At 55.9% G+C, this 14,659-nt stretch carries 15 protein-coding genes and 1 pseudogene; 8 read left to right on the plus strand and 8 right to left on the minus strand.

Features of this window, described 5'->3' with window-relative positions:
* Window positions 1–62 precede the first annotated feature (62 nt).
* Together HF984_RS08415 and HF984_RS08420 are read left to right on the plus strand one after the other, a co-directional pair.
* Entirely contained in the window at window positions 63–1,982 is a 1,920-nt protein-coding gene (locus HF984_RS08415; RefSeq protein WP_168615235.1) for a penicillin-binding transpeptidase domain-containing protein, read from the plus strand.
* Between the two features lie 151 nt (window positions 1,983–2,133).
* Window positions 2,134–2,601, plus strand: coding sequence for a GyrI-like domain-containing protein (locus HF984_RS08420; RefSeq protein WP_168615236.1), 468 nt, complete (start codon window positions 2,134–2,136; stop codon window positions 2,599–2,601).
* 170 nt (window positions 2,602–2,771) lie between these two features.
* Here HF984_RS08420 and HF984_RS11570 read toward each other — a convergent pair whose 3' ends face one another.
* The 6 genes and pseudogenes from HF984_RS11570 to HF984_RS08445 form a co-directional block, all read right to left on the minus strand.
* Window positions 2,772–3,320 (minus strand): AMP-binding protein, encoded by a 549-nt coding sequence (locus HF984_RS11570; RefSeq protein WP_247596559.1) that lies wholly within the window; start codon window positions 3,318–3,320, stop codon window positions 2,772–2,774.
* Between the two features lie 54 nt (window positions 3,321–3,374).
* Window positions 3,375–4,328, minus strand: coding sequence for an AMP-binding protein (locus HF984_RS11575; protein WP_343947397.1), 954 nt, complete (start codon window positions 4,326–4,328; stop codon window positions 3,375–3,377).
* Window positions 4,329–4,454: 126 nt separating this feature from the next.
* A pseudogene (locus HF984_RS08430) lies at window positions 4,455–5,393 on the minus strand (DUF1295 domain-containing protein).
* 113 nt (window positions 5,394–5,506) lie between these two features.
* On the minus strand, window positions 5,507–5,854 hold the full coding sequence (locus tag HF984_RS08435; protein ID WP_228008121.1) for a MarR family winged helix-turn-helix transcriptional regulator: 348 nt from the start codon (window positions 5,852–5,854) through the stop codon (window positions 5,507–5,509).
* 312 nt (window positions 5,855–6,166) lie between these two features.
* Window positions 6,167–6,793, minus strand: a complete 627-nt coding sequence (locus tag HF984_RS08440) for an arsenic metallochaperone ArsD family protein (RefSeq protein ID WP_247596560.1) — start codon at window positions 6,791–6,793, stop codon at window positions 6,167–6,169.
* Between the two features lie 82 nt (window positions 6,794–6,875).
* Window positions 6,876–7,019, minus strand: coding sequence for a hypothetical protein (locus tag HF984_RS08445; RefSeq protein ID WP_168615238.1), 144 nt, complete (start codon window positions 7,017–7,019; stop codon window positions 6,876–6,878).
* A gap of 750 nt (window positions 7,020–7,769) precedes the next feature.
* On the opposite strand from HF984_RS08445, the gene HF984_RS08450 reads away from it, so the two are divergent.
* A complete protein-coding gene (locus HF984_RS08450; RefSeq protein WP_168615239.1) occupies window positions 7,770–8,390 on the plus strand; it encodes a DJ-1/PfpI family protein in 621 nt (206 codons plus the stop codon).
* An 83-nt stretch (window positions 8,391–8,473) separates the two neighbouring features.
* Here the strand turns inward: HF984_RS08450 and HF984_RS08455 are convergent, their stop codons facing one another.
* A complete protein-coding gene (locus HF984_RS08455) occupies window positions 8,474–10,645 on the minus strand; it encodes a 5'-nucleotidase C-terminal domain-containing protein (protein WP_168615240.1) in 2,172 nt (723 codons plus the stop codon).
* Between the two features lie 221 nt (window positions 10,646–10,866).
* Between HF984_RS08455 and HF984_RS08460 the strand changes: the two genes are divergently transcribed.
* The 3 genes from HF984_RS08460 to HF984_RS08470 all read left to right on the plus strand — a co-directional run bounded on the left by HF984_RS08460 (window position 10,867) and on the right by HF984_RS08470 (window position 12,175).
* Complete coding sequence (locus HF984_RS08460; RefSeq protein ID WP_210729665.1) at window positions 10,867–11,187, plus strand: saccharopine dehydrogenase NADP-binding domain-containing protein; 321 nt, start codon at window positions 10,867–10,869, stop codon at window positions 11,185–11,187.
* A gap of 49 nt (window positions 11,188–11,236) precedes the next feature.
* Window positions 11,237–11,671 (plus strand): nuclear transport factor 2 family protein, encoded by a 435-nt coding sequence (locus HF984_RS08465; RefSeq protein WP_343947399.1) that lies wholly within the window; start codon window positions 11,237–11,239, stop codon window positions 11,669–11,671.
* A gap of 297 nt (window positions 11,672–11,968) precedes the next feature.
* Window positions 11,969–12,175, plus strand: coding sequence for a cold-shock protein (locus HF984_RS08470; RefSeq protein ID WP_168615242.1), 207 nt, complete (start codon window positions 11,969–11,971; stop codon window positions 12,173–12,175).
* A 238-nt stretch (window positions 12,176–12,413) separates the two neighbouring features.
* Here HF984_RS08470 and HF984_RS08475 read toward each other — a convergent pair whose 3' ends face one another.
* On the minus strand, window positions 12,414–13,403 hold the full coding sequence (locus HF984_RS08475; RefSeq protein WP_168615243.1) for a ferredoxin family protein: 990 nt from the start codon (window positions 13,401–13,403) through the stop codon (window positions 12,414–12,416).
* Window positions 13,404–13,584: 181 nt separating this feature from the next.
* On the opposite strand from HF984_RS08475, the gene HF984_RS08480 reads away from it, so the two are divergent.
* Window positions 13,585–13,986 carry an RNA-binding S4 domain-containing protein gene (locus tag HF984_RS08480; RefSeq protein WP_168615244.1) on the plus strand — a complete coding sequence of 134 codons (402 nt, stop codon included), beginning with the start codon at window positions 13,585–13,587 and terminating at the stop codon, window positions 13,984–13,986.
* Window positions 13,987–14,089: 103 nt separating this feature from the next.
* The gene (locus tag HF984_RS08485) at window positions 14,090–14,623 is read left to right on the plus strand and encodes a GNAT family N-acetyltransferase (protein ID WP_168615245.1); all 534 of its coding nucleotides are present in this window, start codon (window positions 14,090–14,092) and stop codon (window positions 14,621–14,623) included.
* Window positions 14,624–14,659: the final 36 nt, after the last annotated feature.

Genomic DNA, 14,659 nt, shown 5'->3' on the forward strand with positions numbered 1-14,659 from the left:
TAACCTAAATGTAATCGGGAGCATGCCCTGCTCCACAGTTCTGAATCGCGAAAGTAGCCCCCATGAACCCTGTCTTTACCCGCCGCACCCTTATGCTGGGTGCCGGCATCTCCGCTCTTTTGCCGCTGTCAGCCTGCGGCTCCAACTCCGGTGCCAAGGACGCGGCGCAGGGCCTCGCATCCGCCCTCACCAACCTGGACGTGAACGGACAGAGATTCGTCGATACCCTGGCTTCCGACGCGCAAGCATCTTTGCAGAACATCGTGCGGAATATGGCGGGCGCGTCCGTAGAAGTGACAGCCGGTGATGTTACCAAGGGCGATAACAAGGACGCGCGCACCGTACCCCTGCACTGGGCGTGGACGGTCGACAGCTCGCAACAAAAGTGGGAGTACGACACCACAGCCACGCTGAACAAGATCGAGGACGCCTGGCAAACTGTCTGGGAGCAAACCCTCGTGCACAGCGACCTCACGCATACCAGCGGTCTTCAGCTCGTCACCGATGCGCCGACGCGCGGCGAAATTCTCGGTGCTCACGACTCGAAAATCGTCGCCCTGCGCCCCGTAGTACGCGTGGGTCTCGACAAGACTCAGCTGAGCGATGAAGAGCAACAGAGTAAATCGGCTCGAGCGCTCGCAGAACTTGTAGACGTCGATGCTGACGCCTACGAAAATACCGTGAAAAATGCAGGCGACCAGCAGTTCGTTGAGGCAATCGTGCTGCGCGAAGAAGCCTTTAAAGAACTTGATCGGGCGAAACTTGATGCTATTGACGGTGTGCATACCGCTGAAGATTCCCTGCCGCTTGCCCCGTCCGCAGGTTTCGCTCCCGACATTCTCGGTAGCGTGGGCGATGCCAGCGAAGAAGACGTCAAAAACTCCGACGGCACAATTTCTGCCGGTCAGCAGGTAGGACGCGGCGGCCTGCAGGGGCGCTTTCAAGATCAGCTGGGTGGCACGTACGGTTACGCGGTGAACATTGTGAACCTTGAAACCGATGGCAGTCCCGGGTATAAACTTTCAACCCCGCAGGAGGTTAAGGCTGTCGACGGTAAGCCCATGACAATCACCCTGGACGCTGACCTTCAGCAAAAAGCGGTTGACCTTCTTGCCGGTCAGACCTCACCCAGCGCCATCGTTGCCCTGCGCGTTTCGACCGGCGAAATCATCACCGCCGCTAACGGTGAAGCATCCGAGGGGTTCTCCACCGCGCTTCTTGCGCAGTACGCCCCCGGTTCCACCTTCAAGGTGCCCACCTCGCTGGCGTTGCTCCGCAAAAACTTCACCCCCGAATCAACCGTGAACTGCAGCGAATCCGTGACGGTGGATGGGCAGACCTTCAAAAACGCATCCACCTACCCGGCGGACGCCCTCGGCGAGCAGCCCCTATCTGTTGCCGTGGCGCAGTCCTGCAACACCGCCTTCATCAATGAGCGTGACACTGTTTCGCAGGAGGATCTGCAAAATGCTGCCAAGTCCCTCGGTGTTGAAATGAGCGTTGACCTGGGCATCGATGCTTTCATGGGTACTGTACCTGCCACCGATTCTGAGGTTACGCACGCCGCGTCCCTGATTGGGCAGGGCGATGTTTTAGTATCTCCGCTGGCAATGGCGGTGGTGGCTGCATCCGCGGCAAAGGGCGAGATCGTTAAGCCGGTGCTGGTCAAGGATGCGGGCCTTGAGGAGGCAAAGCCCGCCGGTGATTCCGTCACCGCCGATGAGGCTAAGCAACTGCAAAAGCTCATGCGCGGCGTCGTTGAGGACGGCGGTTTGAAGCCACTGCAGGAGCTGACCCCGGATGTCGCCTACGGCAAAACCGGCACTGCAGAATACGGTAACGACAATCCGCCGAAGACCCACTCATGGGTAATCGCTGTGCACCAGGATATTGCGATGGCGCTCGTCGTTGAGGACGGTGACTTCGGTTCAATCACCGGCGCACCCATCGCGCTGGAATACCTGAAGGCCGCGTCCGCATAGTTTTTACCCGCCGAGATCCTGATTCATCGACGAGATCCTGATTTAAAACAGGATCTCGTCGATGAATCAGGATCTCGGCGCAAGGGGGAGGGGCGCGTCCGCGTCCACTAGACTTAAAGCCAGTAAAAAGTTTTCTACCGAAAGGACGCCTATGATTGGCGCACACGTTGAACACAAGGATGAGTTTGTGCTGGCTGGCTTTCGCGAGCTCGTTACGCAGGGCCCGAACGCTGGTATGGGCGCACTGTGGGACAAGCTGACCAAGCACGCGGCGCAGCGCGGCGTCCCGCTAGAGAATGTGCACATGTTTGGTCTAATTTTGGGCATGAACCAGAATAACCAGTTCGATTACATGGCGGGCATTCTGGTGGAGAACAAGGACGTCGCCGCGCAACTCGGGCTGAACGCGATTGTTATTCCTGCCGGTGAGTTTGCGGTGACTAATGTTCAGGGTGCGATTCCGATGAGCATCATGGCCGGTGTTGACCAGCTGATGGGGCAGTACCTGCCGACTTCTGGTTTTGTTCCCAACGGCCCTGTGTTTGAGGCGTACGCGCCGGGCGATCCGACCTCCGACGACTATCAGATGCAGGTGTGGGTGCCGGTTAAGGCTGCGTAGTTTTCCCGTACCATGACCGCCGAGATCCTGATTCATCGATGAATCAGGATCTCGGCGCAAGAGGAAGAACCTCTTACACGTAAAGTTGCTCTATTTCCCGCGCCCAACGCTGCGTAAAAATCGCGCGCTTGAGTTTTTGCGTGGGGGTTACCAGCGTGGGGTCGGACAGATCAGCGCGCCACCGCGAATTTTTTGACCTGTTCATTGCGTGCCACGAGGGCGTTGGCGTCGCGCACACTTTTTTCGATGCTTGCGTAGACCTCGTTGTTACTGAGTGTTGAGGATGCGAGTTCCTCCTCATTAGGCACGATGAGCGCGGTGAGGTAGTTGCGTCCTTCGCCGACCACTACGGCGTGTGCTACTAGTGGGTTGCGGGTGACTTCGTTTTCCCAGGTGTAGGGCGAGATTGACTTGCCGCCAGAGGTGAGGATGTCGTCTTTGACTCTGCCGTTGAGTGTTAGAAAGCCGTCGTTGATAGATCCGGTGTCGCCGGTTTTGAAGAAGTCGCCGTCGAAGGCATCTGCGGTGGCGGGTGCGCTGGTGTAGCCACTGAAGACGCCGATTCCTTGTACTAGGATTTCGCCGGAGTCGGCCACGCGGATGGTTGCCCCGGGCAGTGGGGCGCCTACGGTTCCTGAGCGGATGCTGTGCGGCAGGTTGCCCGCGATGGGGGCTGTGGTTTCGGTGAGTCCGTAACCTTCAATGACGGGTATGCCCATGCCTCTAAAGAGTAGTGAGAGGTCGCGGTTGAGTGGTGCGCCGCCGGCTAGCGTCTATTCCATGTTGCCGCCGAGCAGCTTGCGCACGCGCGAGTAGAACAGCTTGTCGAAGAAGGCGTGTTGTGCCCGGTGACGCGTGGGAATGTGCGCGGGTGCAACTTTGTCTTCGAGATATGTGCCTCGTTGGATGGCGACGGCACGCGCTTTTTGCCATGCGGATGCGAGCCTCTTATTTTCGGCTTGTGCCGCGATGTTTTCTTGAATTTTTTCGAGGACGCGGGGTACCAGCACCAGGAAGCTTGGCTGGATGGTGGGTAGCTGGCCGATGAGTTCTTTGGGGTCTGAGAGGTGTGAGACGCGCATGCCGCCGGCGAGGCAGGCGAATTGCAGGCCGCGTGCGAGCACGTGAGCGAGGGGTAGGAAGATGACGGTGGAGCCCTGTTCGTGCACTACTTCGCTGTAGGCGGCTGCTATGTTGAGTACCTGTCCTATAAGGTTGCGATGGGTAATTTTGGCGCCTTTGGGGTCCGATGTGGTGCCGGAGGTGTAGACAATTGTTGCTACGTCGTCGAGGGTGGCGCGGGTTCGTCGTTCTTCAAGGGTTTCGTCGCTGATGTGGGCGCCGGCGTCCACCAGTGTGTTGATGCACCATTCGTCTTCGAGGCAGAATACCTTGTTGCTGATGTTGTGCTGGGCGTAGGCTTTTTCAAAGTGTTGGCGCTGTTGATTGGTTTCGGTGAAGACTACGCGCACTTTGGCCTCCCGCAAGATTGGGGTGATTTGTGCGGGTGAGCTTGTTTCGTAGACGGGTACGACGACGCCGCCAGCGTACATGATGGCAAGGTCTGCTACTGCCCATTCGTAGCGGGTGGGGGCAAAGATTGCCACGCGGTCGCCGGGTTGTACGTTTTTGCCGATGAGTCCTTTGGCGAGGGCTTTGACGTCGTGGGCAAAGGCTTCGGTGGTGATGGGTTTCCAGCGGGTGATGGTGCCGGATGCGTCGCGCACAGGGGTCTCAAAGGCGATGTGGCGGGGGGGGGGGATTGCTGGAGCCTGTGTTCGAGGATGTCTGTTGTGTTCTGGTGCGTGGTGCTGGGGTCTACCAGCAGGGGGCTTGAAATTTCTTGCACAGTTTTACCTTGCGCGCAGTCGGGGGATGAGTACGGGTGTGTTGTTTTTGTAATCGCGGTAGTCGGGGGGGGGGTTGCCCCATTTTTGGTTGGCTTTTTTCTCGAGCAGAGGTATGCCGCTGACGCGTGTGAGGAGGAGAATCACCATGAGTGGCGAGATGATTCCTGCCCACTGCCATCCGGTAAGCGCCGGCGCTGATATTAAGAAAATACCTAGTCAGAGGGCTATTTCACCAAAATAGTTGGGGTGACGCGAGTGCGCCCACAACCCCGTTGAGATGAACTTTCCGCGGTTGGCGGGGTTGGATTTAAAGATAGCCTTTTGGATATCTGCGGTGACTTCACAGGTCATACCGAGTGCCCTAAGAACTAGCCCTACCCAACTGAGAACACCAAATTCATGGCGATGCGTCGATGACATGGCAATCCAAGCCGCCGAAGAAGTTGCTGAAATCCATAGGGCCTGCAAGGTTCACGTGAGCAAAAAGCGCAGCTTGTTGGGCTTGATGTCGTCAAATCGGTCATCGCCGCCAAAGCGGTGAACGCGCCAAAAGAGAAAGCCCGCTAGGCGTAGTGCCCACAGGGTTATTAAGGATGCGAGTACCCAGGTGCGCGCGTCCTTGTGCTCGGTTGCGAAGAAGATGAAAAGGGTGCCGATGATAAATCCCATGCCGCCGAGAAGGTCGTAGAACTTCTCGGTTTGTGCGAGGTAGGCGGGGATGTAAGCGATCCATTGAATGCCAAAGGTCAGTGCCACGGCGCTTGCAAAGAGAGGAAGACCCGCGATGTCTTCGCCTCTGAAACTGCCGGCTGTTGCCAGTAGGGCGGCAACAATGAGCACGATTCCCAACGCTCCAGCTAGTTTGGGGTGTACTGAAGGGCGGAGCGTTTCTGAGCTGTCTGCTCTGACGCTCATTGCCTGATGGTTTTGGTTGCCCTGCATTCTTTCCCCTCATTTCATACTGATAGTTATCCTAACTAACAATTTGAGAATAAAAAAGAGAAAAAATTTATTTTTCAAGGCAAGTATTCATTTTTCGAACTATGTGAACTTGACTAGTGGTTTTTCACCGTTTCGATCATCGCAATCAAAAATTTCTTGACCGCTAAGACCTCACGGTCATCAAGCTGTCTTACCACATCGAACATCTGCTGGTGCATCTCGTTCAACGTGCTTCGGACTTCCTCATTAGTCTTCACCGTTGGAACCAAGACCGTTGCTCGACCATCTTTAGGGTGAGGATTTCTCTCGATATAACCGTCTCGCTCTAATCGCTGGGCAAGAGCACTAGCAGAAGCTCCCGTAATCCCTAATTCCCGAGCGATATCACGCTGTAGAACCGGCGTATTCAGATTTGTTTGTTTGAGAAGATAACGCAGAGCCAGCAATTCTGTCTCATTCATTCGCATATCGTCTCGAGTATGAGATCTCATCTTGCGTTCGGCCTCTCGATAATCTCGCAAGAGATTGAGAACCTCAACATGATGGTCGGAGAGAGATTCGTACCAATACCCTGGTTGGGCAGAGGTATCGGACTCTCCCGGTGGTGGGGGCACATTGACCACGGATGTTACCTAACCTTCCACTAAGAATTTTTATAGTTTACTGTTAAGTCTCCCTGGCCTCAACGCAAAAGTGATGAATGGCAGATACCTTTTTAATGTTTTGTTAATGTATCTGCCGCCCATTTGCACGAAATACCGGTCTGCAGCGGGTTAGGAACAGCCGCAGTTGCCGCATCCGCAACCTCCGCCGTTTGAGGACACCGGCTGCATCATTGCCTGAGTAATTGAAGTTGCTGACTTGATAGCGACCGACCCTTCGGTCGGAATGCCGTCGCCAAAATCGCCGCCCATCAGATTGATGCGGTTGCCAATTTCTGGGCCGCCAGCGGGTTTTTCGGTAACACCTGCCAGGGTTGCCGCGAAACCAGCCGGTTCTAGGGCAGGTGCGGTGCTGACCTCGTCCGCACCACCGGTACCGCACGCAGCCGCCGCGGCAGAAACCTTCTTCGGCTTAACTTCGTTAGCGTGAGAGAAGCGACGCATCTGCTCAGCGGTGGGGTACATGAACGAAACCTTCACCACACCATCCACCAGCATCAGGGGCAGGCAGTCGCGTCCTGACACCTCAATCATCTCGGCAACCGGTACGCACTGCTCAAAAGCACTCGGGTAAGAATCCGTTGAATACACGGCAATATCGGCACCCTCATCTAACAATGCCTGCGCTTGTTCCAAAAACTCGGTGCGCAACTCGTCTTGAGGGTCCTGCTCATTCTCGCCTTCGCCCCAAATGAAAACTTCGAGCGGGGTGGTGCCCACGGTATCTTTACGTGCCATCATCTACCTTTCACATGTGTTCAGTACGCACAACGCTAAGAGGCTGTCAAAACTTCCCGATTGCTGCGGTGACTGTAAAGATTTAGTTGAACCATCGCTTGAGAGCCTCGACAAAACCGCCTTCATCATTGCGGTTGCCGCGTCGCTGATCAACAGCGCCCGCTGCAGTTGCAACAGCAAAAAATTTACGACGATCCACCGGCGTAGCGGTGAGGGGAGTAGTCATGGGGAGCTCCTTATAGAAGGAGATTAACTGATGTCATCAGAAATGACGGGGAAAGCTCATTTCTGAAGTTCACCATACTAAGGCAGACGCGGCAGGCAGGTCACGGGCATTTTTCAATGTTGAGAGAGTATTTTCCCACATCAGAGGTTGTTTATCGCCTGTCCTGAAAGGTAGGTGGCAAGGGGCAGATGCGACAAAAATGTGCCCGCACCTTCTCCAAGGCGCGGGCACATGTGCGGTGCAGATGAACTTCCCCAAGCGCATCGGCACCCATATTAAGTTTTAGGCTCACACAGTGTGTTGTGAGAACGAAACCAGCAAACCCTCCCCAGGATCTACGGGTTTCGGACGACGCCAGGCTGAGCTGAAGTTCCCCAACTTCGCGCAGCCACACCGCATCACTTGCCCGGAACTCCCCAGCACCGTGCAAGCACACCGTCTCACTAAAATTTCTGATGTTCCCTTTTCAGCACGAAAGAGAACACCCCGTTGGTCTATCTAGCCCAGAGCTCCCAGGAAGAGGACTCTCGACAACTATCTACCAGCGTTTCCCTAAAGAAAACTTCAGTTTCAACGGTGGCGGTTTTTACGCCGTCACCCTTAAAGAGCAGGTTTCACCGATTTCATGACGCAAAAACAAAAAACTTTTTTAAAAAAGTTAAAAATCTCGCCGAGACTGCACTTTAACCCTGTTTTTGGGCGAAAATCCGGGTTAAAGTACAGGCTCGGCGTCGGGCATAGACTAGAAGAATGACAACTCCCACCAGCCCTGCGGGCACCCGCCGGATCTCAGTGATTCTCTTTGACGGCTTTGAACTGCTGGACGTCTTCGGCCCAGTTGAACTCCTCAACCTGGTGGCCGCGTACACCGTAGAGTTCGCATCCCCCAAAGGCGGTGCTGTTGCCAGTTCTCAAGGCGTGCAGGTGATTGCCGAGAAAAGCTACGCAGACCTTGCCAAGGATTGCGACATCATCCTCATCCCCGGCGGCGCAGGTACGCGTTCTCTCGCGGAAAATCAGGAGTTCTTGGCCTGGCTCAAAGGTGTTGCTGACAGGGCCCAACTCGTTCTCTCTGTCTGTACAGGTTCCGCTTTGTTAGCAGCTGCCGGTGCTCTTGAAGGTTACGCTGCCACCAGCAACAAACGGGCTTTCGCGTGGGCATCGTCATTTGGGGAAAACGTCGAATGGAAATCTCGCGCTCGCTGGGTGCACGACAGAAATCGGTGGACGTCCTCCGGTGTTGCCGCGGGTATGGATATAACGGCGGCTTTTATCGCCCATGAACAAGGGCAGGACGTTGCGGACGCCATCACGCGACGCATCGAGCTCAATGTCTCGCGGGATTCAGAGAACGACCCGTTCGCCGCCTAGAATACACGCAAGAGGTCACTCACCCTTTAAAAACAGCGGGTTTTTGAAGGGTAAGTGACCCCTCGGCGGTGTAGAAGAAAAAGCTAGGCCTTCTTGCGGCGGCTCACCATCAATGCTGCGCCACCGGTCAGGAGCAACAGGGCGGACGCGATAAGGACGCCAGCCACGTGCGCGCCGGTATGCGCCAACGCGCCACGCGAGATAGCGGAGGAACTCGCGTCCTCACGTGCCACAGTGGCGGAGTCATCCTGGTTCACAGTGACAGGCTGGGGCTGACCTGCAGCGGAATCCGCGTCACCCACAGAAACCGAAGGGTCTTCGCTTTCTGCCGATGCTGGAACAGGCGTTACAACCGAAGAATCCTCACCGGGTGCTACCTCAGACGGAGCGGGTGCAGGCTGGCTGGGGTCAACCTCGCTAGGAGCGGGCATAGGTTCGCTCGGTGCCGGCTCGCTCGGAACGGGTTCCTGTACAGCCGCGCTGGTGCCAACAGTCCAGCTCTGCTCAAAGAAGTCAGCCGGATCAATGGTCTTGTGCTCGATCGCCCAGTCAATCATGAGGTCACGAACAGCCTTCTGCTCCTCATAAACAATGGGTGCGTTCGTCACGTGCGGGTAACCCGAGCCGCCCGACCAGCGGTAGTTGTTCACGGCGAGAACCACGCGCGCATCGTCTGCCAGTTCGGTACCGTCGGCAAGAGTGAGGTTTTCAATGCGCTGCCCAACGGGCTTTGAAATGTTGATGTGATAGTTGACGCCCGAGAGAATATCGTAGGAATAATCGGGAATACCGCGGGTGTCGCCGGGATAAATCTCGTTGGTCACGGTTGACCAGTCCGCAATCTCAGCGCCGGGCTCCTGCTGCTTGTAGTAGCGGGCGGAGTACTCCAGGTAGTCCTTAATCTGCGCGCCGGTCATCTCAACACCGTAGAGGGTGTTGTCATAGATGTAGAGACCAGCCATGTCGGCAATAGTCACGTCGCCCTGATTGAACACGGCGGTGCGTGAGAACGGAGATGCTTCAGCCAGCACCGGCAGGCCCTCGTACTGGGTGCCCTTCAACGCGCGGGTAAGTTCATCGGTTTGGACGCGGTTAATAAAGTCGACAATCGCGGTGTCTTCCCACGCGCTGGTGGCCGCTGACATCTGTTCGGTGGACTGTGCCACCACAGTCTGCACCCACTGCTGAGTCTGTGAGTGATAGGGTTCAATTGCCGCAAGAACCGCGGGATCCTGCGCAAAATCAGGGGCGTTCACAGCGGTAGCGGTGGGTTGTGCGTCATCAGACCACAGCACCTCAATATCGCCGTCAGCCTCTTTCACCAGCGGAATCTGAATATCAGAGAGAAAACGCGCCCAGTAACCGGGTTGCGTAAACAGCACGCGCTCGCCGTTCATATTGGTGAAGTACTCCTGTACCTTGTCGGTACGGTGCGAGTGCCCACCCACCACAACGTCAACGTCGGTGGACTGCTCAGCAACAGATTTTGCAACGTTTTCGGTGAGATCCGCCTGGTTGTAAACGTAACCGTCGGCGTCTAAGCCGGTGTGCGCCAGTACGATGACGACGTCCGCGCCCTCAGCCTTCACCTTCGGTGCCCACTGCGCGGCGGTGGCTGCGGCGTCCTTAAACTCGAGGTTGCCGCTGACGGTTGCCTTGTCCCAGGTACTCACGCCCGGGGTGACAACGCCAATAACGCCGACCTTGACCTCTTCACCGTTCACGGTTTTGGTGAACATTTCGTAGGGCTTGTAGGCGGGTTGACCGCTCTTGACGTCGATAACGTTTGCGCCGAGCAATGGCATATTGAGATCGTCAACGTACTGCGCCGATGCCTCGAGTCCGTAGTTGAATTCGTGGTTGCCGACCACACCCGCGTCGTAACCTAGCATGTTGAAGACGGACGCCATGGGGTCGGTGGTCTCAGCGATGCGGTGCTGCTGGTAGTAGCTCGCCAGGGGAGTGCCCTGGTTGGCGTCGCCGTTATCAAGAAGCAGGGTTGACTCGGCGCCGCGTTCGGTACGCAACTGTTTGATAGCGGTTGAAAGGTGGTCCATGCCCAGCGCCTTAGCCGAATCTTTCGCGCCGAAAGTTTGGCCGGTGAAGTAGTCGTAGTCAACGGCGTGGCTGTGGACATCCGTGGTGGCGAGAACGGTGAGATTGCCGATGCGAGTGTCACCGTCAGCGGCGTAACCGGGTGCGAGCGAGCCGGTGGCAAGGCTCAGGCCCAGAATGAAAGCAAAAGAGCGCTTCATGAAAGGTTCCTTCAGATTCCTCAAAAGTGAAAGATGTGTGCCCTTTTATTATGCCTGGTGAGGGCGGTAGATTCTTGTTTCCGCGAGGGGGTCTCCACAGCTTATCTGCGCGACTAGAGCGTCTTTCCAGAGTCACCCCATCAACAAAAATATTCGTAACATCCACCTCTGCCGTAAAAATAAGAGTTGAATAAGAAAAAAGCATATTTCAAGGAGCTGCCATGAAAAACGTTTCAGTTCTTATCGGTGCAGGTTCTATTGGCGAGGCAATTATCCGCCGCATAGCTACAGGGCACACCGTCATCGTCGCAGACCTCAACCGCGATAACGCGCAACGCGTGGTAGAAACCCTGCTCAACGCTGGCTTCGTTGCGCAAGCTACCACCGTAGACCTTGCGGTGCATCCATTCAAGAACTCGTTGACCTCGCCAGCTCACTCGGAGCCGTCACAAACGTCATTTAGGCAGCGGGAGTCTCCCCTTCTCAGGCGCCGGTTAACACCATCTTGCGTGTTGATCTCTACGGCACCGCTGTCGTCCTAGAAATCTTTGGCGGCATTATCGCTGAAGGTGGTAACGGCATCGTTATTTCATCGCAGTCCGGGTATCGCATGCCAGCCTTGAGCGTGGAACAAGACGCTCTTTTAGCAACTACCCCCGCAGAACAACTGTTAGAACTCGACTTCGTCACCAGCGATACCTTGATGCGATGGTTACCGGGGACACTGAAAAAATCGCTGAGTTTATTACCGACGATTTTGTGCTGGTGCATATTACCGGGTACGAACAGCCCGGTGAAGAGTGGCTTCGAGAGATGGGGCAGGGGCAATTCATTTATCACGGCGCACGTGAGCAGACTGAACCTACCCTTACCGTATCGGGGAATTCAGCTCAGCTGAGCAGTCGCATCATCACCGATGCTACCGTCTATGGCTCCCGCAACAACTGGCATCTTGCTTTCACCATTGATTTTGTGCAACAGGGCGGAAGCTGGTTGCTGGCGCGCAACCAGGCTCGCACCTGGTAGGCGGATTTTGCCTGGGCAGAGAGCTAAAAACTTCCGCGAGAGGGGTCACTTATCGTTCAAAATCAGCGGGTTTTCGAACGATAAGTGACCCCTCGCGGGTACGGTGGAGGAGACATATCCCTCTTAATGCAAAGAATCCTCAAAAATAGCGTAGGCTGAGAGTGTGCCCACTGGTTGGTGTAGTAAGTCTTTGAAGCTTTTTGTTTTTTGTTTTGCGTTTCATCTTCTTGGAAAAAGATAGGGCACACCTTTCGCGTTTGAGGTTTGAGCGCACTTTTCCAAAAGGAAGAAATACATATGGCTACTGGCACCGTAAAATGGTTTAACTCCGAAAAAGGCTACGGATTTATCCAGCCCGATGACGGCTCAGAAGATTTGTTCGCGCATTTCTCCGCGATTAACTCAGGCGGTTTCCGCTCACTCGAAGAGGGCGACTCCGTAGCTTACGACGCTGAAAAGGGCGATCGTGGCATGCAGGCAGCAAATATCACTGTTCTGCGCTAAAGCATTTAGCTTTTAGGATTTCTCATGCTCGACCATCCCGCCCGGGGTGGTCGAGTTTTTTGTTTAAGGTGACCACAAAAACATCACTGTGACCACGTAAACGTCAAAATACTCCCTTAAATGCGCTGATTATGATGGTTTCGTGGTCACTTTGGACGCCGGGATGCGGCGGGCGCTAGGGCCGGGGCGTGGACGCGGGTGTTCGGGGGCGTTGTGCCTGGGCCTTGCGGGTGCGGGATTATATGGGACGCACTTCGAGGACTTCCACGCTCTTGCCTGCCTTGGGTGCTTTGCCGCACGATGCGTAGACCTCTGGCAACTTCTGGACGCGGGTGCTCACCAGCCAGCGACGACCGTCGAGGTGGGTGACGCGGGAATAGGTGAGCGTCGCATCCTGTGTACTTTGATCGATCTGCGAGCCTAAGTTTGCAGAAAAACTACCTGTTGCGGTTTGCGTTTCACGTGAAACATTGAGGTGTGAAACCAGTGGGAACTCACCGCCCTCTGCCAATAACTCGCGAACGGCAATCTCGGCAGCCTGCTCGGGTGCCGCGTACATAGAGCGCCCGCGCAGCCCGTCAAGGGCGGGAGCCTCACCTTCACGCATCGCGCCGAATGCGGCCCGCGCGTTGTCGGCCGTTAGGCGGCCGTAGGTGTACCCCGAGGGGAGCATGATAGAGACCGGCGCAAAGCGGTGACCGCCGGTGTGCGAACACTCCCAAGCATCGCCAGGATGCTCCGCGGCAAGCTCGCCGGCAATCGGGCGTCCGACAATGGCGCAGCAGCGATCACGCTTAGAATGTGCGCAAACCAAAGCTAAGGGGTTGTTTTTGACGATAATTCCGGGGATGAAATCGGGCTGATTCAATGAAAGCTCCAAGAGGTCCTCTGGTTTTTCAACCGTCATTTCGTAGAGGAGGTTCAGTTCAGCCTGCGCGATGAAGACTTTCCGCGGCGTATCCGTGGCGATTTGCCCCTCGCGTCCGGGCTTGCGGATGAGCAGAAACCGTGCGCCTGCATCCTTCATCTTTTCTGACAGGGCGGCGGAAAGTTCATCACCAAAAACACTGCCATCGAGCACGTCTTTGCCCCAGCCGCCGGGGTGCTCGAGCGCAACCCAAAGTTTCTCGGTGGACGCCGTGCCAGCAAGGGGTTCTGCGTTGAGCAGAGAGCAAGAATCTGCCGGTCGAAGGGGTGTACGGATGCTGCGCGCGGGTAGGTCAGTCATGTTTTCAGTCTAGTTCCACGAAGTAACCGGCGAAAAGTTGATCCTCAGCGGGCGGTGCTGATGCGAGCGTTGACCCGGCGTTTTTCGCTTGAACCGGCGGTTGGTTATAGCCGGTTCGCCCGAAAGCGCCGGGTCAATAATGTGCCTGCCCGCACTGTGCCGCATCCACTAGGCTTGAGGTATGGCTGAAACAACCAAGCAAAGCACTGAACCCCAAAAGCCGGCGCGCGTGGATGCGTGGCTGTGGTCCGTGCGCGTTTTTAAGACGCGCGGGTTGGCAACAGATGAGTGCAACGCCGGGCACGTGCGTGTGAACGATGAGCACGTGAAACCCTCGCAGAAACTCAAAATCGGCGATATTGTGCGCGTGCGCTACCCGGGCTGGGAGAAGGTTCTGCGCGTTGAAAAGATGATTTCTAAGCGCGTGGGCGCACCGGTTGCGGTGACCTGCTACGAGGACCTGTCGGAGCCGCGTCCTTCGTACTTCAGCGCGGGTGTTCCGCGACGCGACCGCGGCACCGGACGTCCTACCAAGAGCGAACGACGCGAGCTCGATAAGCTTCGCGGCTACGAAAAGTCATAAATTATGCTGACAGCCGGTGTGAGGTAGCCACTAGATATACCCTCACATTCTTTGTTAGTGTTGTGCGCCTTGCCCGTTACCCGGCGAATCGAAGGATGATTGAATGAACATTACCTACCGTTCCGCAACACCCGATGACGCTCTTGCTGTGAGCGAGCTGGCGCGCGAACTTTTTCCGGATGCCTGCCCGCACTTTATTCCGGCGGATGCCATTGAGAAGTTCAACGATGACAAGCTGAATGAGACCGTGTTTGCGGAATTTTTAGATCAGTCCGAGCGCATGATTATTAACCTTGCGCAGGGTGAAGACGGAAAACTGCTGGGCTACACCCTGCTTGATACCCAGCCTGATCCTGCCGAGCTGCTTGATACTGTTGATAAGAACTCTGCCTACCTCAGCAAGTTCTATGTGCACCCGGATGCGCGTGGCACCGGGGTCGCCCACGAGCTCATGGACCGCGTGGTTGACGATGCACAGCAAGCGGGTTTCGCGTCCGTTTTCTTGGGTACCAACATTTACAATGAGCGCGCTAACGCTTTCTACGCCAAAAACGGGTTTGAGATTGTGGGGGAGCGCATCTTTCCTTTTGCTCCCGGTATTGACTGCACCGATTACGTGCGCGCCCGCGTCCTTTAAATCTTTTGCGTTCTGACAAGGTGAGTCTTGCGCCGC

This window comes from Rothia terrae (assembly GCF_012396615.1).
Lineage (GTDB): Bacteria > Actinomycetota > Actinomycetes > Actinomycetales > Micrococcaceae > Rothia > Rothia terrae.